Raw genomic sequence first — 17,726 nt, forward strand, 5'->3', positions numbered from 1 at the left:
GCGCGCAGTATTCCTGCGCGCTCAGCCTCCGGGATCAGCGCTCGCGGCCGCGGGCCTTGAGGGGGACGGGCGGCAGCGGCGGGGCCTCGAGCCGGTCGCCGTCGTAGCCGACCACGGGCGCGAACCGGCCGCGCTCGGCGTTCCAGTCGTCGGCGAACTCGGCGATCTCCTCGCCGGAGCGGCCGACGAAGTTCCACCACATGACGATCCGCTCCTCGAACGGCTCGCCGCCCAGGAGCAGCACCTTCGCCGGCTCCTCGGCGCGCAGCCGCAGGGTGCGCCGGCCGGTGCCGAGGTAGGCCATCGTGCCGTGCCCGAGCGGGGCGTCCTCGACCGTCGCGGCGCCCGAGGCGGCGAGGACGGCGTGCTCGAAGCCGGGCTCGAGGGGCACCTCGACGTCGGCCCCGGCGGCCAGCTCGAGGTCGACGCCGACCAGCGGGGTGTAGGCGGTGCCCGGCGAGGTGGCGCCGCCGAACGAGCCCATGAGCACGGTGGCGCGCACGCCGTCGGACGCGAAGCCCGGCAGTGCCGGGTGGTGCTCGAAGGCGGGGGCGACCTCGCGCGACCCGTCGGGCAGCACCACCCACAGCTGCGCGCCGTGCAGGAAGCGCGGGTGGGCCGCCGGCGACTGCTCGGAGTGCGCGATGCCGTGCCCGGCGGTCATCAGCGCCAGCTCGCCGGGGCCGAAGGTGACGTCGCTGCCGAGCGAGTCGCGGTGGTGCACCTCGCCCTGCAGCAGCCACGACACGGTCTGCAGGCCGGTGTGCGGGTGCGGCGCCACCTGCATGCCCGGGGACGACGTCACGTCGTCGGGACCGTAGTGGTCGACGAACGCCCACGCGCCCACCAGCCGCCGCCCGAGGGTGGGCAGCAGCCGGCGGACGTGCGTGCTCTCCCCGAGCAGGACCTCCTTGCCGGGCAGCACGTCCAGGACCGGGCCGGCGGAGGTCTGCTCCAGCCCGCCCAGCTCCCGGGGCGTCGGCCGGCGGTCGAGGTTGCTCATGGCGTGCTTCCTACTCCTGCCCGGCCTCGCCGTGCACGCCCCCGTGGGGGATCCGCTGCGCCGGGATCGAGCCCAGCCGGCCGGCCTGGAAGTCGGTGAAGGCGTCGAGCACCTCCTGCCGGGTGTTCATCACGAACGGCCCGTACATGGCGATCGGCTCGCGGATCGGCTGCCCGCCCAGGATGACGACGTCCAGGGACGGCGTGCGCGACTCCTGCTTCAGCGCCCCGCTGACGGTCACCGTGTCCCCCGGCCCGAAGACGGCGAGCTGCCCGGTGCGCACCGGCTGCATGTCGGGGCCGACCGAGCCGGCGCCGGAGAGCACGTAGACCAGCGCGTTGAAGTCCGGCCGCCAGGGCAGGTCGAGGGTCGCGCCGGGGGCGATCGTGGCGTGCACCATCGCCATGGGCGTGTAGGTGCTGCCCGGGCCGGTGTGCCCGGCGACGTCGCCGGCGATCACCCGCAGGAACGCGCCGGCGTCCTGGCTGGCGAGCAGCACCGACTGGTCCGCCCGCAGGTCCTGGTAGCGCGGCTCCACCCACTTCTGCGCCCCCGGCAGGTTCACCCACAGCTGCAGGCCGTGGAACAGGCCGCCGCTGACCACGAGGTGCTCCGGTGGGCGCTCGATGTGCAGCACGCCGCCGCCGGCGGTCATCCACTGGGTGTCGCCGTTGCTGATCGTGCCGCCCCCGCCGTGGCTGTCGGCGTGCTCGAAGGTGCCGTCGATGATGTAGGTGACGGTCTCGAAGCCGCGGTGCGGGTGCCAGGACGTGCCCTTGGGCTCGCCCGGCGCGTACTCGACCTCGCCCATCTGGTCCATGTGGATGAACGGGTCGAGGTCGCGGAGGTCCACGCCCGCGAAGGCGCGGCGCACCGGGAAGCCCTCGCCCTCGAAGCCCGAGGGCGCGGTGGTCACCGAGCGGACCCGGCGGCGGACCGTGCGCGGCGCGGGGAGCGGGACGCGCGGCAGGGTGGTGGTGTCCTCGACGGTGATGGCCGGCATGACGGGCCTCCTTGAGTTGAGAGCTCAACTATTGGGCACTCTAGCGCGTGGCGGCCCCGGTGTGTTCCCACCGGGGCGGACGGTCTCGATCCGGTGCAGGATCGGCGGGTGGACGACGACGGGGGCCGGCCCGGGTGCCCCAAGCGCATGGTCTTCGGGCCCTGCGGCGGGGTGCGGGACGACGGGGCGTGCGAGGTCGCCGCGCGCCCGTGCGTCTTCGCCGGCACCCCGCTCGTGCGCTGGGCGGACGGGCCGCGGCCGGTCCCGCCGCCGCGGCCCGGTGGGCTGCTCGAGCGCGCGCGGCACGGCCCCGTCGTCCTCGCCGACCTGACGGTGCGGCCCTACGACCGCGGGTCGGTCCGCAGGGTGGTGGGCGCGCTCACCCCGGCCGCCGACGCCGTCCTGGTGGGGGAGCACGCCAACCGCCCCGACTTCCCGCCGTCGATGGTGGCCGCCGAGGTGATGGACGCCGGCGGGCGGCTGTGGACGACGCTGGCCTGCCGCGACCGCAACCGGGTGGTCCTCGAGCAGGAGCTGACCGGGCTGGCTGCGCTCGGCGTGGACGGCGTGCTGTGCGTGACCGGGGACGCCCGCGGCCCGTCGGTGCGGCCGGGCGCCACCCAGGTCTTCGACGTCGACGGCACCCGCCTCGCCGCGCTGGCCGCCGAGCGGGGGCTCTCGGCCGCCGTCCCCGAGTCGCCCGAGGCACCGCCGGTGGACCTGCGCCCGGCGCGGGTCGTCGAGAAGCAGCGCGCGGGCGCGGCGCTGTGCGTGCTCAACCACGTCGGCACCCCCGACCGGGTCGCCGCCTTCGTCGCCGCCGCGCGCGCGGCCGGCGCCACGCTGCCCTTCCTGGCCGCCGTCGCCGTCTACACCGACGAGCGCTCGGCCCGGGTGCTGCAGGCCTTCCCCGGCCTGCACCTCGACGGCGCCGTCGTCGAGCGGGTGCTCGCCGCACCCGATCCGCGCGAGGCCGGCATCGCCGCGGCCGTGACGGAGGCGCGGGCGCTGCTGGCGGTGCCGGGGGTGGTCGGCGTCAACCTCTCGGGACTGGCGTCGGCCCGCGGGGAGGACGAGGGTGCCCGTGTGAAGGCCGAGGTGGCGACGAGGATCCGCGGGTGACGCTCGAGAGCGACGCGATGGAGGCCGAGTTCGGCACGGTCGCGGCCTGGACCGAGCAGGCGGTGCGGGCGCTCGGTCCCGAGCACGCGATCCCCGCCGCCTGCCGCGGCAGCGGCAGCGAGGGCGCGCTGCGCTGGCTGGCCGACGGCCTCGGGCTGCGGGCGGGCTCCCGGGTCCTCGACGACGGCGCCGGCCTCGGCGGACCGGCGGGCTGGCTGGCGGCCGAGCGCGGGGTGCGCCCGGTCTGCGCCGAGCCGATGGCCGACGCGGTCGCCGCCTCCCGTCGGCTGTTCGGCCTGCCCGCCGTCGTCGCGGCCGCCCAGGCGCTGCCCTTCGCCGACGGGGCGTTCGACGCCGCCTGGTGCCTCGGCGTCCTGTGCACCCTGTCGGACAAGGCCGCCGCGCTCGCCGAGCTGCGCCGGGTGCTGGCCGACGGCGGCCGGCTCGGCCTGCTGGTCTTCGTCGCCGACGGCCCGCTCACGCACCCGGTGCCCGAGGGCAACGAGTTCCCGTCGACCGCGGAGACGGGGTCGCTGCTGACGGCGGCCGGCTTCCGGGTCGTCGCGACGGGCGAGGCGGACCTGCGCGACAGCCCGCCGGAGTGGGACGCGCGCGCCGACGCCGTCGACGACGAGGTGGCCCGGCGGCACGGCGACGCGCCCGAGCTGCGGGAGGCGCGGGAGCAGGCCGGCCGGGTCGCGCAGCTGCTCTCCGCGGGGCAGCTGCGGCCCTGGCTCGGCGTCGCGGAGGCCGGCTCACGTCGCCGAAACGCGCAGGACACACGGCGGAACTAGGTTGCGATCCATGGCGGACCTCTTCGACGGCTACCCCCTGGGGGAGCAGTGGGACGAGATGTTCGGCCGTCCCCTCGAGCCCCGGTCGGCCTACGCGGGCCTGTTCACCGCCCTCCAGCCCATGGCCGGCGAGGAGCTGGCCGCCCGGGCCGACCTGCTGTCGCAGACCTACCGGGACGCCGGGGTCACCTTCGCGCACGCCGGGGAGGAGCAGCCGTTCCCGCTCGACATCGTGCCGCGGGTGATCGGTCACGAGGAGTGGGAGGTCATCGAGCGCGGCGTCGCCCAGCGGGTGCTGGCGCTGGAGGCCTTCCTCGCCGACGTCTACGGCGCCGGGGAGGTGTTCGCCGACCGGGTCGTGCCGCGCAGCGTCGTCACCACCAGCGCGCACTTCCACCGCCAGGCGCACGGGCTCGTGCCGCCCAACGGGGTGCGGGTGCACGTCGCCGGCATCGACCTGGTGCGCGACGAGGCCGGCGACTTCCGGGTGCTCGAGGACAACCTGCGCTCGCCGTCGGGCGTCAGCTACGTCATCACCAACCGCTCGGCGATGAGCCAGGTGCTGCCCGAGCTGTTCGCCGACCACCGCGTGCAGCCCGTCGACGACTACCCGACCCGCCTGCTCGCCGCGCTCAAGGCGTCGGCGCCGTCCAACGTGAGCGACCCGACGGTCGTCGTCCTCACGCCGGGTGTCTACAACTCGGCCTACTTCGAGCACGCGCTGCTCGCCCGCCAGATGGGCGTCGAGCTGGTCGAGGGCCGCGACCTCGTCTGCGCCGGCAACCAGGTGAGCATGCGGACGACGGACGGGCAGCGCCGCGTCGACGTCATCTACCGGCGCATCGACGACGAGTTCCTCGACCCGGTGCACTTCCGGCCCGACTCGGTGATCGGCTGCGCCGGCGTCCTCAACGCCGCCCGCGCCGGGCGGGTGACCATCGCCAACGCCGTCGGCAACGGCGTCGCCGACGACAAGCTGCTCTACACCTGGGTGCCCGACCTCGTGCGGTACTACCTGGGCGAGGAGCCGGTGCTGCAGAACGCCGAGACGCACCGCCTCGACGAGGAGGACACCGTCGAGTGGGTGCTCGGGTCGCTGGACCAGCTGGTGCTCAAGCCGGTCGACGGGTCGGGCGGCAAGGGCATCGTGATCGGCCCGCGGGCCGACGAGCGCACCCTCGCCGAGCTGGCCGTCAAGGTGCGGGCCAGGCCGCGGGACTGGATCGCGCAGAAGCCGATCGGGCTGTCGACCTGCCCGACGCTGGTGGGCGGGCGGATCGCGCCGCGGCACGTCGACCTGCGGCCGTTCGCGGTGAACGACGGCTCGAAGGTGTGGGTGCTGCCGGGCGGGCTGACCCGGGTCGCGCTGCCCGAGGGCGAGCTGGTGGTGAACTCCAGCCAGGGCGGCGGCTCCAAGGACACGTGGGTGATCAGCCCGCCGCGGCCGGCGTCGGAGCCGGAGCAACCGGACCACACGACGATCGAGTTCAGCACCGCCGACCTCTCCGGCGACGCGCCGCACCAGGACCCGGGTCCGGTCAACGACCTCGCCGTCGGCCAGTCGCAGCAGCAGCAGCAGCAGCAGGAGGGGGTGCGGCCGGGATGCTGAGCCGGATCGCCGAGTCGCTGTTCTGGATCGGCCGCTACGTGGAGCGGGCCGACGACACGGCCCGCATCCTCGACGTGCACACCCAGCGGCTGGTCGAGGACCCGTGGATCGACGAGCGCCGCGCCTGCGCCAACCTGCTCGCGCTCATGGGCAACCCGGTGCAGGGCGGGGAGGCCGACACCGAGCTGGTGCTCGACACCCTGGCCTTCGAGCGCAGCAGCCCGGCCTCGATCGTCGGGGCGCTGTCGGCGGCGCGGGAGAACGCCCGCGGCGCCCGCGAGGTGCTCTCGGCCGAGATCTGGGAGTCGCTCAACGTCACCCACAACGCCCTGCCGCAGCAGCGCACGATGGCCCGCCGGTACGGGCCGCACTCGCTGTTCCGGTTCGTCCGCGAGCGCTCGGCCATGGTGTTCGGCCTGGCCGACGCGACGATGAGCCGCGACGAGAGCTGGCTGTTCCTCATCCTCGGCCGCTCGCTGGAGCGGGTGGACATGACCGCGCGGATGCTCTCCACCCGGGTGCTGGCGGGGGACGCGGCGCCGTCCTGGACCCTCGTGCTGCGCTCGACCGGCGCCTACGAACCCTACCTGCGCACCTACCGGGGGCAGGTGAACTCGGGCCGGGCAGCGGAGTTCCTGCTGCTCGACCGGCTGTTCCCGCGCTCGGTGTTCGCCGCGCTGGAGCAGGCCGAGGCGTGCCTGGCCGAGCTGGAGCGGGCGCCGGTGCGCTCCGTCGGCAGTGCGGCCACCCGGGTCGGCGTGGCCGGCGAGGCCCACCGCATCGTCGGGCGGGCGCGGACGATGCTGGAGTTCATGGCCCCCGACCAGCTGCTCGGCCAGCTGCCGCAGCGGCTGGAGGAGCTGCAGCGCACCTGCTCGGCGGCGAGCGCGGCGGTGACCCACCGCTTCTTCACCGAGCAGGCACCGCAGGTGTGGGTGCCGGAGGAGGTCGGGTGAGCCAGACGCAGACCCAGGGCGCCCAGACGCAGGTGCAGGGGCCGCGGCTGTCCGCGCAGCGGTGGCGGCTGCAGGTCGTGCACCGGACGACGTTCCTCTACAGCGGGCCCGTCCGGTCGTCGTACAACGAGGCCCGGCTGACCCCGGAGAACAGCGGGCGGCAGACGGTGCTGCGCTCCCGGGTGGAGATCGAGCCGGCCGCGAGCGCGTACGCCTACCGCGACTACTGGGGCTCGACGGTCACCGCGTTCGACCTGCACGTGCCGCACGCGGAGCTGGTGGTCACCGGCACCTCGATCGTCGAGGCGGGGCCGGAGCCGGCGCTGCACCGCTCCCTCGGCTGGGCCGAGCTGGCCGGCCGAGACGTCCGCGACCGCTTCGGCGAGCTGCTCGGTCCCACCCGGCTGACCGCGATGGACGACGCGGTGGTGGAGCAGGTGCGGGCGGCGGTCGGTCCGGCCGAGCCGCACGAGGCCGGCGCGGTGGTCTGCCGCTTCGTGCGCGACCACATGGACTACCTGTCCGGCGCCACCAACGTGAAGACCAACGCCATGCAGGCGTGGACCACCGGCAAGGGCGTCTGCCAGGACATCTCGCACGTCACCGTCGGGCTGCTGCGGGCGCTCGGGCTCCCGGCCCGCTACGTCTCCGGGTACCTGCACCCGAAGCCGGAGGCCGCGATCGGTGCCCCGGTCACCGGGGAGAGCCACGCCTGGGTGGAGTGGTGGGACGGCGGCTGGACCGGCTTCGACCCCACCAACGCCGTCGAGGTCGGGCCGCGGCACGTGACCCTCGGCCGCGGCCGGGACTACGGCGACGTCCCGCCGTTCAAGGGGCTGTTCTCGGGGCCGAGGAGCGAGGGGCACGAGGTGACCGTCGAGGTCACCCGCCTGGCCTAGCGGCCCTCCTGCAGGGCCCCGCCGCGGGCTTGCGGGCGGCGGGGCCCTGCAGGAGGGTCCTTCACCGGAGGAGGCGAGCGACCCCGGTCGGTCCCTCGGGCTCGTCGCCCGAGGGCAGGTGGGCGGTGCGCTCGGTGAGCCGCTCCCGCCAGTACAGGGGGGCGCCGTCGAGCCAGGTGGCGCCCGCGTCGGTGAGCCGGCCGTCGGCGACCAGCGGCGCCCAGCCCCGGACCAGGCGCAGCGCCTCGGCCGCGGTGACCAGCACCCGGGCGATGCCCTGCCGGCGGAACACCGGCTCGACGGTGACGTCCTCGACGACGCCGGAGCGGCACCACCAGCGGATCTCGCCGACCCGGTCGGCCATCCGCAGCCCCCGGCGGGCCACGTCGTGCGGGCCGACCAGCGAGCCGGCGGGGTAGGCGGTGCCGGCGAAGGCGACGAGGGAGAACGTGGGCACCCCGCTGGTCGCGTGTCCGATCTCGGCGAACCACAGCGGCGGTTCGGGACGGGCCACCGACTCGGAGACGTCGATCCGCAGGACGTGCCCGTCCTGCGCCCGGTAGCGGACGTCGGCAAGCCAGCCGGACGGCATGCGGCCGCGGGCGCCGGTGAGGTCGACCGGCGTGCCGTGGGCGAACCGGTCGGAGTTGACCAGGACCAGGGAGTGCTCCGGCGGGGCCCCGACCAGCCGGTGGGTCATCCGGCCCACCCACACCGTGGGGGAGGTGGGGGCCGGCGGCCGCGACGGACGGCGCGCCGCCCCGCCCGCCGAGCGGATGCGGGGGCGCTGCTCCCGCAGCCCGTCACCTTGGGGTTCCCGTGCTGCCGCCGCACTCATGGTGTCCTGCCTCCCGTTCGCGCTGGTGCCGGCCCGGGTGGGCCGCTCGGGACGAAGGTTCACCGAGGTCACTTGGGCCCTTCTTGGGCGTGACTAGGGGACGGCGATACTGGGTCCCTCATGAGCGCACCGCTGAACCTCCTCGCGCTGGAGCGGGTCTCCAAGGCGCACGGCACGACGGTGCTGCTGGACGACGTCTCGCTCGGCGTCGCCGCCGGCGAGCGGATCGGCGTCGTCGGCCGCAACGGCAGCGGCAAGTCCACGCTGCTCGGCGTCCTGACCGGCGCGGAGGACCCCGACTCCGGCCGGGTCACCCGCCGCGGCGACCTCCAGCTGGGGGTGCTGGACCAGTCGGGGACCCTGCCGCCGGGGACGACGGTGCGCGACGTCGTCCTGCCGACCAGCGTGTTCGCGGCCGAGCACGAGTGGGCCGCCGACCCGGCGGTGCGCAGCGTGCTCACCGGCCTGGAGCTCGACCGGCTCGGCCTCGACGCGCCGGTCGCCCCGATGTCCGGGGGCGAGCGCCGCCGGGTCGCGCTGGCCGCGCAGCTGATCCGGCCGCTGGACCTGCTGGTGCTCGACGAGCCGACCAACCACCTCGACGTCGAGGGGGTGGCGTGGCTGGCCGACTTCGTGAAGAACCGGGTCGGCGCGCTCGTCGTCGTCACCCACGACCGGTGGTTCCTCGACGAGGTCTGCTCGACCACGTGGGAGGTCGCCGAGGGCAAGGTCTTCGCCTACGAGGGCGGCTACTCGGCCTACACGCTGGCCCGCGCCGAGCGGGCGCGGATCGCGGCGGCGACCGAGGAACGCCGGCTCAACCTGGTGCGCAAGGAGCTGGCCTGGCTGCGTCGCGGCCCGCCGGCGCGCACCAGCAAGCCGCGTTTCCGGATCGAGGCGGCCGAGGCGCTGATCGCCGACGAGCCGCCGCCCCGCGAGTCGACGGCGCTCAAGGGGTTCGCGGCCCGCCGGCTGGGGCGGACCGTCTACGACGTCGAGGACGTGTCGTACTCGGTCGAGGGCCGGGAGCTCTTCCGCGACGTCACCTGGCACGTCGGCCCGGGCGACCGGATCGGCGTCGTCGGCGTCAACGGCGCGGGCAAGACGACGCTGCTGCGGTTGCTGGTCGGCGAGCTCGAGCCCGACGCGGGCCGGGTGGTGCGCGGGCAGACGGTCGCGCCGGCGTACCTGTCCCAGCACGTCACCGAGCTGCCCGGGCGGCTGCGGGTGCTGGAGGCGGTGCAGGAGATCGCGCGCATCGCCCGGTTCGGCAACCAGGAGATCTCGGCGTCGTCGCTGGCCGAGCGGTTCGGCTTCGCCGCGGCGCGGCAGTGGACGCCGGTCGGCGACCTCTCCGGCGGCGAGCGGCGCCGGCTGCAGCTGCTGCGGCTGCTCATGGGCGAGCCGAACGTGCTGGTCCTCGACGAGCCCACCAACGACCTCGACATCGACACCCTGACCGCGCTGGAGGACCTGCTCGACTCCTTCCCCGGCACGGTGCTGGTGGTCAGCCACGACCGCTACTTCGTCGACCGGGTCTGCGACTCGGTGGTCGCGCTGCTCGGCGACGGGTCGCTGGCCGCGCTGCCCGGTGGGGTGGAGGAGTACCTCGCCCGCCGGGCGGCGGGGGAGGCGCAGCTGCGCCCGGCCGGCGGCGCGGGGCCCGGGCCGGCGGCCGCCGCGGTGGCCGCGCCCGCCGGTCCGTCCGCGGCCGAGGTGCGCACCGCCCGCAAGGAGGCCGCCCGGCTGGAACGCCGGCTGGAGCGGCTGACCGCCGACGAGGAGAAGCTGCACGGCGAGCTGGCCGCCGCCGCGACCGACCACGCCAGGGTGCTGGAGCTCGATGCCCGGTTGCGGGCGCTGCAGGCCGAGAAGGAGCAGGTCGAGACCGACTGGCTGGCCGCGGCCGAGCTGGCCGAGGGCTGAGGGGACCGGATCTCCTCACCGGGCGGGGTGGGCCGCCCCGCCGAGGAGGCCGTGGGTGGCTGCGTACATCGCCGCCTGCGTCCGGTTCCCGGCGCCGGTCTTGGCCAGGATGCTCCGGACGTGGTTGGCCACGGTGTTCTCGCTGATCACCAGCCGGGCGGAGATCTCCCGGTTGAGCAGACCGGCACCGATCAGCCGCAGCACCTCGGTCTCACGGGGCGTGAGCCCGGCGGTTGCGGCCGGCGCTGGCGCGGCGGCCGACGGAGGTCGCAGGGCCCGCAGAACTCGTCGCAGAGCGAGCGGCTCGGCCAGCGCGCGCGCCTCCTCGGTGAGCTCCCGGACCCGCGACGGCGGGGCGCCGGCCCGCCGGTGGTGCGCGGCGAGCGCCGCGAGGCTCTCCGCCCGGTGCAGCGTCGCTCCCATGCGGACGTCCATGGCGAGTGCCTCCTGCAGCTCCTCCTCGGCGCCCGGCCGGCCGAGGACGGAGTCCAGCGCACCGAGGTAGCGGTCGGCGCTGCCGAACACCGCGATGAAGTCGCCGGCGACCAGGTTGACGCCGGAGTACTCGCCCAGCCACGGCCGCAGCCGGCGCAGCGCCTCGCCGTCGCGCAGGTGCAGCGCGGCCTCGACGAGGAAGGCCAGGACGCACGGCCACTGCGCGGAGTCGTCATAGCGGTCCAGCCGCCCGTCGAGCAGCCAGTGCAGCAGCCGTGCCGCCGGGGCGTCGAGGCCCAGTTCGGTGTACAGGGCCAGCAGCCCGGGCGCCCAGTGGTCCTCCGGTGACTCCGTGCCGGTGATCAGCGGGCGGACCTGCGCCACGCCTCCGGTCTCCCTGCGGAGCAGGTACGTGCGGACGGCGGACGACCCCTCGGTGTCCTCGGTGCCCAGGGCGGCGCCGAGCTCCGCCAGCTCGATGATCGTCCGCTCGGCGCCGGGTAGGTCGCCGGCGGCGAACAGCCGGGCCCACTGCACGCACCGGGCCACGTAGTCGGCGAGCCGCTGACCGGTGGTCCGCGCGACCTCCAGCTGGTCCTCGTGCGCCTCGGCCAGCCCGCGGACGTCGCCCTGGAGGTAGCCGATGACGGCGCGGAAGTACGCGGAGACCCCGAGGTCGACGTGGGCGCCGGTGCGCCTGGCCAGCCGGGCCAGCTCCGTGGCGCGGGCCAGCTTCTCCGGCGCGTCGGCCGGGCGCAGCCGGTACCAGAGGCCGGCCTGCAGCGCCTGGACGAGGAGCTCGTCGTCCTGCCGGGCGCGGGCCAGCTCGATCGCCCGCCGGCAGAGGACGCCGGCCTCCTCCGTCGCTCCGCTGAAGGCGAGCGCCCGGCCGAGACCCGCCAGCCCGCGGACGTAGAGCGCGTCCGCCGGATCGTGCTCGACGGCGCGCAGGGCCGCGGTGAACAGCTCGACCGCTCGGGAGCCGGGCCGGCCCACCCGCCAGGACGCCCCCTCGAAGCCGATGGCCGCTTCCAGCCGCTCCCGCGGGCCGGCCCGCCGGGCGACCTCCTCGAACACCACGCGCGCGCGGGCGAAGTCCCCGCCCAGCAGGTGGGCGTGCGCCGCCGACAGCAGCAGCCGGTAGCGGTCGGCGCGGTCGGCACCGAGCTCGGCGGCCTGCTCGAACCAGCGGGCCGCGTCCTCGTGGGCCAGGCTGGCCGACGCCGCCTCGGCGGCCTCCGTGAGGTAGCGCACCGCCTGGGGGCCGTAGCCGAGGGCCTGGCCCTGGGCGTAGTGGTAGGCCAGCCGCTGGGTGCGGCGGACGGAGGGCGCGCCCGACGCCTCGAGGACCGCGGCCACCCGCACGTGCTCGCGCGCCCGGCGGGTGGCCGGCATGAGGTCGAGCACCGCCTGCCGGGCGAGGGCGTGCGGGAACCGGAAGACCGCACCGGTCGGTTCCAGCAGCCCGAAGTCGACCGCGGTGTCCAGCGCCGCCAACGTCGTCTCCTCGCCCCAGGCCGACATCGCCAGCACCGTCGCGGCGTCGGTCTCCTCACCCACGACCGCGGCCAGCTCGAGAGTCTGCCGCTGGGGATCGGTCAGCCGCGCCAGCCGGCCGGCCACCATGTCCCGCACCGAGAGGGGCGCCTGCTCGCCCGGTTCGGGCACGGCTCCCCGGGAGGACGCCTCGCGGACCAGTTCCCGCAGCAGGAACGGGTTGCCACCGGTGCGGTCCCGCAGCAGCGCGGCCGCCCTCCTCGCGCGCTGCGGCGACCACGGCGTCTCCCGCGCCAGGTACTCGGTGATCTCGTCGGTGGACAGGCCGGCGAGGTCGAGGCGGCGCACGCCGTCGAGCCGGTAGAGGTCGGCGACGGTCGAGGTCAGCGCGGCCGACCGGTCCGGCGCCGTCGTCCGGTACGTGGCCAGCACGAACAACGGGAGCTCCGGCGTCCGCTCGACGAGGTGACCGAGCAGCTGCAGCCCGGCCGGGCCGGCCCGGTGCAGGTCCTCCAGGGCGAGCACGACCGGTCCCGATCCGGCCACGACGGCGACCGCGTCGACCGCTGCGTCGTAGAGCTCCCGACGGGTGTCGGGCTCGGGCGCGTTATCGGCCGCCCGGCCGGCGAGCCGGGCGAGCGGCCCCGCGCGGTCGTCGAGACCGGCCAGCAACGCCTCGGCCGGCTCGACGAACGGCTGGTAGGGCGGACCGAACTCCGCGATGCAGGTGCCCAGCAGGACCGATGCCCCGCGGGCGTGCAGGCCGCAGAACTCCGCCAGCAGCCGCGACTTGCCGGCACCCGGCTCGCCGCCGAGGAAGGCGACCTGCCGGGCACCGCCGGTCACGTCCGCCCACTGCTCCTCGAGGGCGGCCAGCTCGGCGCGGCGGCCGACGAACGCGGGGCGCGCGGCCCGCGCCCAGCGCGCCGGGAGGGGAGGCGGCGTCCAGCCGGACACTTCCCGGACGCTAGCCCTCGCCCCCGCCGGCGTCGATGGCCAGATCTGACCCCCCGCCGGCCGGCCGCGTTTCGCCTCGTTCTGGTCATGTGCCGGCCCCGTCCCCGTCCCTAGCGTCGGGCGCCATCGGCACCGAGCTCACGAGGAGGAGCCATGACCACGCAGCTGCCGCGGACGCTGGCCGACCGGGTGGAGGGCACGGTCGTCCGGGCCGGGGATCCGGGCTACGACGACGCCCGCCGGGTCTACAACGGCATGATCGACGCCCGTCCGCACGCGATCGTGCGCTGCACCGGCACCGCGGACGTGGCGGCGGCGATCGCCTACGCGACGGAGACCGACCGGGTGGTGGCCGTCCGCGGCGGCGCTCACAGCGTGCCCGGGTTCGGCACCGCCGACGACGCCGTCGTCGTCGACCTGTCGCCGCTGCGGTCGGTCACCGTCGATCCGCGGGCGCGGACGGTGTCGGCAGGCGGCGGCACCACCTGGGGGCGGCTCAACGACGCGGCGGCGGCTCACGGGCTGGCCACCCCTGGCGGGATCGTCTCCACCACCGGCATCGGCGGGCTCACCCTGGGCGGCGGCATCGGCTACCTCACCCGAGGGTACGGCCTCTCCTGCGACAACCTCCTGGCCGCCGAGGTGGTCACCGCCGAGGGGCGGGTCATCACCGCCGACGCGGAGGAGAACCCCGACCTGTTCTGGGCGCTGCGCGGCGGGGGTGGCAACTTCGGCGTCGTCACGAGGTTCACCTACCGGGCGCACCCCGTCCCGGAGGCGGTCATGGTCGGCTTGATGTTCTTCGAGCTGGACGACGCCGCCGCCCTGCTCACCTTCTTCCGCGACTTCATCCGGGAGGCCCCGCGCGAGTACGGCGGCTACCCGGCCTTCCACCTCGCCCCGCCGCTGCCGTTCATCCCCGAGGAGCGGGTCGGGCAGCCGCACGCGGTCGTCGTCTCCTGCTGGACCGGCTCCCGGCCCGAGGGTGAGCGGGTCCTCGACCGCATCCGCCGGGTCGCCCCACCGGTGGCCGATTCGGTCGGCCCCATGCCGTACCCGGCGATCAACACGATGTTCGACCCGCTGCTGCCGCCGGGGCTGCGGAACTACTGGAAGCCGGCGTTCCTCACCGAGCTCACCGACGAGGCGATCGCCGCGCACGTGGAGCACGGGGCGCGCGTGCCGTTCGTCAGCTCCGGGATGCACATGTACGCCGTCAACGGCGCGGCGCACGACGTGGCACCCGACGAGACCGCCTTCGGGCACCGCGACGCGACGTTCGCGGTCAACATCGCCGGCATCTGGCCCGACCCCGCCGACGACGAGGCGAACACGCGGTGGGTGCGGGAGTACCACGCCGCGATCGCCCCGCACGCAGACCCGGGGGGCTACGTCAACTTCGCCTCGGCCGACGACCAGCCGCAGGTGGCCGCCAACTACGGCGCCGGCTACGCGCGGCTGCGGGAGGTGAAGCGCCGCTTCGACCCCGGCAACGTGTTCCGGCTGAACCAGAACATCGAGCCGTGACGGGAGGGCGGCCCTTCCCCGCCCTGGCCGCTCCCTCCACCATGGGGAGCGAGGGACCCCTCCGGGGGTGCGCAGCCCGGGTCGCGACGGGAGAGGACCCCATGCCTGTCTTCATGGTCGAGCGCCGGTTCGCCGAGGCACTGGAGGTCACCGCCGATGCCGCGGACGGCCTGAACCGCGTCAACGCCGACGAGGGCGTCCAGTGGCTCTACTCGTTCCTCTCCGCCGACAAGCGCAAGACCTACTGCCTGTACGAGGCGCCGTCGGCGGAGGCGATCCGACGGGCCGCCGAACGGGCCGGCCTGCCGGCGGACGTCGTCCTCGAGGTCAGCGGCGCGGTGCACCCGGACGGGTCGCTCGGCCCGGTGCCGGCCGCCTGACCAGCGTCGTCAGGGGAAGTGCTGCCCGTCAGGCGGCGGCAGCGGCCTCGGCGCGGTTGCGCTGGACCATCCGCAGGCCGATCAGGACCGCGGGGACGGCGCCGACCAGGGCGAAGCCCGCGTAGAGCAGCGGCGTGAAGCTCAGCGCGATCGACAGGCCGATGCTGACCACCGCGGGGGCGAACAGCCACCAGCTCGTGACGCCGGCCCTGGCCAGACCGCCGTAGACCACCAGCGGGCCGACGATGCCGAGCAGGTGCACCGTGCCGACGATCGCCAGGGCGGGCGAGCTGGACACGGTCTCGAACAGCGACAGCGCCGTGTCGGGGTCGAGCTCGCGGCCGATGCCACCGGTCCAGAAGTCGTAGAGCACGTACCCGGCGACGGTCACCAGGCCGAGGGCCGACAGCAGCGCACCGACCACGGTGCCGATCCGGCCCTTGCGACCGCGGACCAGCGCGGGCGCGGCCAGCCAGGCCAGGCCCTGGAACATGTTGCCGTAGTGCAGCAGCATCGCCGAGAGCGCCGTCCGGCCCTCGTCGCGGGCGAGCGAGGCGATGTAGTCGGCGTTCTCGAGCGAGTCCGCGGGCGGCGAGGTCGCCAGGCCGGCCACGTACAGCAGCGAGCCGACGATCAGGGCGCCGCCGGCGATCGGCAGCATCAGCGAGCCGGCGCTGCGGGTGGGGCGGGTGGTCGTGGCGGTCGTCGCCACGTCGGGGGTGATCGCGTTGGTCGTCATGGCCCGGAACGCTAGGAACGGCCGGGGGTGCGCCGCGTCCGCCGGAACGGACCGATCCGCGTCCGTCGCGCGGCGGAACGCGACACCCGCGACGTCCGCCGCGCGGGGGATGCCCGCCGCTGCCCGCGCCACCTAGCGTGCTGGTCATGCCCCGGTGGATCTCCGCAGCCCGCGGCCGCGTGCGCCTGCTCTGGCCGGCGGTCGGCCTCCTGGTGGCGCTGCTCTCGCTGGTGGAGATCGCGACCGACCAGAACTTCCACTTCCCGCTGGTCACCTCCGTGCCCGGCGTCGTGGTGGGCGCGCTGCTGGCGGTCAGCCCGCGCTGGCCCGAGACGACGGCGGTGCTCGGCGCGCTGAGCGTCCTCGGCAACGCCGCGCTGGGCACCCCCGGACCGGGGGGCGCCCAGCTGGTCGGCATGGCCCTGCTGGTCGGTCACGCCGCCGCGGTGCTGCCGTACGCGCGCGGCATCCGGGCGGCCGGCGTCGCCAGCCTGGTGGTGGTCGTCGCGGGGATCGCGCTCTCGTCGTCCACGTGGGAGGGCGTGTTCTTCTTCCTGGTCACCGGCACCGCGTACGGCGTGGGCCTGCTGGTGCGGCAGTCCCGGGAGCGCTCGCGGGAGCTGCAGGTGCTCGCCGCCCGCCTGGCCGAGCAGCAGGAGACGGTCGCCGCGGCCGCGACCACCGCCGAGCGGGCCCGGATCGCCCGCGAGGTGCACGACTCGGTGGCCCACGCGGTGAGCGTCATGGTGCTGCAGATGGGCGGGCTGCGACGGTTGCTGCCCGACCACCCGCAGGCGCAGGAGGTGCTCCGCGGGCTCGAGCGGCTCGGCCGCGACTCGGTCGACGAGATGCGCCGGGTCGTGGGCATCCTGCGGGAGCAGCCGGACGGCGAACCCGCCCCGCTGCCGTCGCTGTCCCGCCTCGACGCCGTCCTGGGCGAGCTGCGCACCGGCGGCATGCCGATCGAGCTGGTGGTCACCGGGGAGCCGGTGGAGCTGCCCCAGCTGGTCGACGTCTCCGCCGTCCGGGTGGTGCAGGAGGCGCTGTCCAACGTCGTCCGGCACGCCGGCGCCGCGGCCACCGCGGTCGAGGTCGGCTACGCGGCCGACCGGGTCACCGTCACCGTCACCGACGACGGCCGGGCGCGCGTCCCCACGCCCCCGTCCGTGCCGGGCGCCGGCGGCCACGGCCAGCTGCACATGCGCGAGCGGGTCTCGGTGGTCGGCGGCCGGCTGGAGGTGGGGCCGGTCCGCGGCGGTGGCTACCGGGTGCGCGCCGTCTTCCCGATCCACGTGGCCGAGCGGCCGGCCCCGGCGGAGGTGGGCGCGTGACGATCCGCGTGGTGCTGGTCGACGACCAGGCGATGGTGCGCACCGGCCTGCGCATGGTGCTGGCCGCCGAACCCGACATCGAGGTCGTCGGCGAGGCCGCCGACGGGGCGGCCGGCGTCCGGGTGGTCACCGAGCAGCGGCCCGACGTCGTCCTGCTCGACGTCCGCATGCCCGGGGTGGACGGGCTGGAGGCGGCGCGGCGGATCATCGCCGCCGCGCTGCCGACGCGGGTCGTCGTCCTGACCACGTTCGACGAGGACGAGTACGTCGCGGCGGCCCTGCGCGCCGGGGTGAGCGGCTTCCTGCTCAAGGTGGCCCCGCCCGAGGACCTCGTCGCCGCGGTGCGCACCGTCGCCGCCGGCCAGGGCCTGCTCGACCCGGCCGTGACCCTCCGGGTGATCGAGTCGTTCGCCGCCGCCCCCGCGCCCGACCCCGGCGCCGCCGGGCGGCTGGGCGAGCTGACCGAGCGCGAGACCGACGTGCTGGCCCTGGTCGCGGCCGGGCTCTCCAACGCCGAGATCGCCGCGCGGCTGTACCTGGGCGAGGCCACGGTCAAGACGCACGTGAGCCGGGTACTGCTCAAGCTGGGGCTGCGGGACCGCGTGCAGGCCGTCGCCTTCGCCTACGAGAGCGGGCTGGTCACGCCGGGCAGGTAGTATGGGGTCACCGCCGGCCGTGGACGACCGACGTCTGTGGACCCGGAGCCGACC

The 17,726-nt window shown here is 75.7% G+C and carries 15 protein-coding genes; 10 read left to right on the forward strand and 5 right to left on the reverse strand.

Annotation, left to right across the window (positions count from 1 at the left end):
* Positions 1-34: 34 nt before the first annotated feature.
* Positions 35-1,003 carry a pirin family protein gene (locus tag ACI8AF_RS01305; RefSeq protein WP_456537844.1) on the reverse strand — a complete coding sequence of 323 codons (969 nt, stop codon included), beginning with the start codon at positions 1,001-1,003 and terminating at the stop codon, positions 35-37.
* 10 nt (positions 1,004-1,013) lie between these two features.
* The gene (locus ACI8AF_RS01310) at positions 1,014-2,006 is read right to left on the reverse strand and encodes a pirin family protein (protein ID WP_456537845.1); all 993 of its coding nucleotides are present in this window, start codon (positions 2,004-2,006) and stop codon (positions 1,014-1,016) included.
* Between the two features lie 108 nt (positions 2,007-2,114).
* Here ACI8AF_RS01310 and ACI8AF_RS01315 point away from each other — a divergent pair, with 108 nt between their 5' ends.
* The 5 genes from ACI8AF_RS01315 to ACI8AF_RS01335 are packed head-to-tail and all read left to right on the forward strand — an operon-like array spanning position 2,115 to position 7,386.
* Positions 2,115-3,128: a methylenetetrahydrofolate reductase C-terminal domain-containing protein gene (locus ACI8AF_RS01315; protein WP_456537846.1), complete on the forward strand. Its 1,014-nt coding sequence runs from the start codon at positions 2,115-2,117 to the stop codon at positions 3,126-3,128.
* Entirely contained in the window at positions 3,125-3,922 is a 798-nt protein-coding gene (locus ACI8AF_RS01320) for a class I SAM-dependent methyltransferase (protein ID WP_456537847.1), read from the forward strand. Before ACI8AF_RS01315 ends, ACI8AF_RS01320 begins: the two co-directional genes overlap by 4 nt.
* Positions 3,923-3,932: 10 nt before the next feature.
* Complete coding sequence (locus ACI8AF_RS01325; RefSeq protein WP_456537848.1) at positions 3,933-5,531, forward strand: circularly permuted type 2 ATP-grasp protein; 1,599 nt, start codon at positions 3,933-3,935, stop codon at positions 5,529-5,531.
* The gene (locus ACI8AF_RS01330) at positions 5,525-6,487 is read left to right on the forward strand and encodes an alpha-E domain-containing protein (protein WP_456537849.1); all 963 of its coding nucleotides are present in this window, start codon (positions 5,525-5,527) and stop codon (positions 6,485-6,487) included. Before ACI8AF_RS01325 ends, ACI8AF_RS01330 begins: the two co-directional genes overlap by 7 nt.
* Positions 6,484-7,386 (forward strand): transglutaminase family protein, encoded by a 903-nt coding sequence (locus ACI8AF_RS01335; protein WP_456537850.1) that lies wholly within the window; start codon positions 6,484-6,486, stop codon positions 7,384-7,386. The genes ACI8AF_RS01330 and ACI8AF_RS01335 overlap by 4 nt, the downstream gene beginning before the upstream one ends.
* 61 nt (positions 7,387-7,447) lie before the next feature.
* Here the strand turns inward: ACI8AF_RS01335 and ACI8AF_RS01340 are convergent, their stop codons facing one another.
* Positions 7,448-8,086 (reverse strand): hypothetical protein, encoded by a 639-nt coding sequence (locus ACI8AF_RS01340; protein WP_456537851.1) that lies wholly within the window; start codon positions 8,084-8,086, stop codon positions 7,448-7,450.
* Positions 8,087-8,344: 258 nt separating this feature from the next.
* On the opposite strand from ACI8AF_RS01340, the gene ACI8AF_RS01345 reads away from it, so the two are divergent.
* Complete coding sequence (locus ACI8AF_RS01345; protein ID WP_456537852.1) at positions 8,345-10,150, forward strand: ABC-F family ATP-binding cassette domain-containing protein; 1,806 nt, start codon at positions 8,345-8,347, stop codon at positions 10,148-10,150.
* A gap of 15 nt (positions 10,151-10,165) precedes the next feature.
* Here the strand turns inward: ACI8AF_RS01345 and ACI8AF_RS01350 are convergent, their stop codons facing one another.
* Positions 10,166-13,039, reverse strand: a complete 2,874-nt coding sequence (locus ACI8AF_RS01350) for an ATP-binding protein (RefSeq protein ID WP_456537853.1) — start codon at positions 13,037-13,039, stop codon at positions 10,166-10,168.
* Positions 13,040-13,192: 153 nt separating this feature from the next.
* Between ACI8AF_RS01350 and ACI8AF_RS01355 the strand changes: the two genes are divergently transcribed.
* Together ACI8AF_RS01355 and ACI8AF_RS01360 are read left to right on the forward strand one after the other, a co-directional pair.
* Positions 13,193-14,566 (forward strand): FAD-binding oxidoreductase, encoded by a 1,374-nt coding sequence (locus ACI8AF_RS01355; RefSeq protein WP_456537854.1) that lies wholly within the window; start codon positions 13,193-13,195, stop codon positions 14,564-14,566.
* A gap of 101 nt (positions 14,567-14,667) precedes the next feature.
* Positions 14,668-14,946 (forward strand): DUF4242 domain-containing protein, encoded by a 279-nt coding sequence (locus tag ACI8AF_RS01360; RefSeq protein WP_456537855.1) that lies wholly within the window; start codon positions 14,668-14,670, stop codon positions 14,944-14,946.
* 28 nt (positions 14,947-14,974) lie between these two features.
* Here ACI8AF_RS01360 and ACI8AF_RS01365 read toward each other — a convergent pair whose 3' ends face one another.
* A complete protein-coding gene (locus tag ACI8AF_RS01365; RefSeq protein ID WP_456537856.1) occupies positions 14,975-15,685 on the reverse strand; it encodes a hypothetical protein in 711 nt (236 codons plus the stop codon).
* Positions 15,686-15,831: 146 nt separating this feature from the next.
* Here ACI8AF_RS01365 and ACI8AF_RS01370 point away from each other — a divergent pair, with 146 nt between their 5' ends.
* On the forward strand, positions 15,832-17,016 hold the full coding sequence (locus ACI8AF_RS01370) for a sensor histidine kinase (protein WP_456537857.1): 1,185 nt from the start codon (positions 15,832-15,834) through the stop codon (positions 17,014-17,016).
* Positions 17,013-17,672 carry a response regulator gene (locus ACI8AF_RS01375; protein ID WP_456538036.1) on the forward strand — a complete coding sequence of 220 codons (660 nt, stop codon included), beginning with the start codon at positions 17,013-17,015 and terminating at the stop codon, positions 17,670-17,672. Before ACI8AF_RS01370 ends, ACI8AF_RS01375 begins: the two co-directional genes overlap by 4 nt.
* The last annotated feature ends 54 nt before the right edge of the window (positions 17,673-17,726 follow it).

The organism is Blastococcus sp. SYSU D00669 (assembly GCF_054050715.1).

Coding starts and splice junctions, on each gene's coding strand:
- ACI8AF_RS01305 (WP_456537844.1), bottom strand. CDS start 1,003: ATGAGCAACCTCGACCGCCGGCCGACGCCCCGGGAGCTGGGCGGGCTG.
- ACI8AF_RS01310 (WP_456537845.1), bottom strand. CDS start 2,006: ATGCCGGCCATCACCGTCGAGGACACCACCACCCTGCCGCGCGTCCCG.
- ACI8AF_RS01325 (WP_456537848.1), top strand. CDS start 3,933: ATGGCGGACCTCTTCGACGGCTACCCCCTGGGGGAGCAGTGGGACGAG.
- ACI8AF_RS01330 (WP_456537849.1), top strand. CDS start 5,525: ATGCTGAGCCGGATCGCCGAGTCGCTGTTCTGGATCGGCCGCTACGTG.
- ACI8AF_RS01340 (WP_456537851.1), bottom strand. CDS start 8,086: ATGACCCACCGGCTGGTCGGGGCCCCGCCGGAGCACTCCCTGGTCCTG.
- ACI8AF_RS01345 (WP_456537852.1), top strand. CDS start 8,345: ATGAGCGCACCGCTGAACCTCCTCGCGCTGGAGCGGGTCTCCAAGGCG.
- ACI8AF_RS01355 (WP_456537854.1), top strand. CDS start 13,193: ATGACCACGCAGCTGCCGCGGACGCTGGCCGACCGGGTGGAGGGCACG.
- ACI8AF_RS01360 (WP_456537855.1), top strand. CDS start 14,668: ATGCCTGTCTTCATGGTCGAGCGCCGGTTCGCCGAGGCACTGGAGGTC.
- ACI8AF_RS01365 (WP_456537856.1), bottom strand. CDS start 15,685: ATGACGACCAACGCGATCACCCCCGACGTGGCGACGACCGCCACGACC.
- ACI8AF_RS01370 (WP_456537857.1), top strand. CDS start 15,832: ATGCCCCGGTGGATCTCCGCAGCCCGCGGCCGCGTGCGCCTGCTCTGG.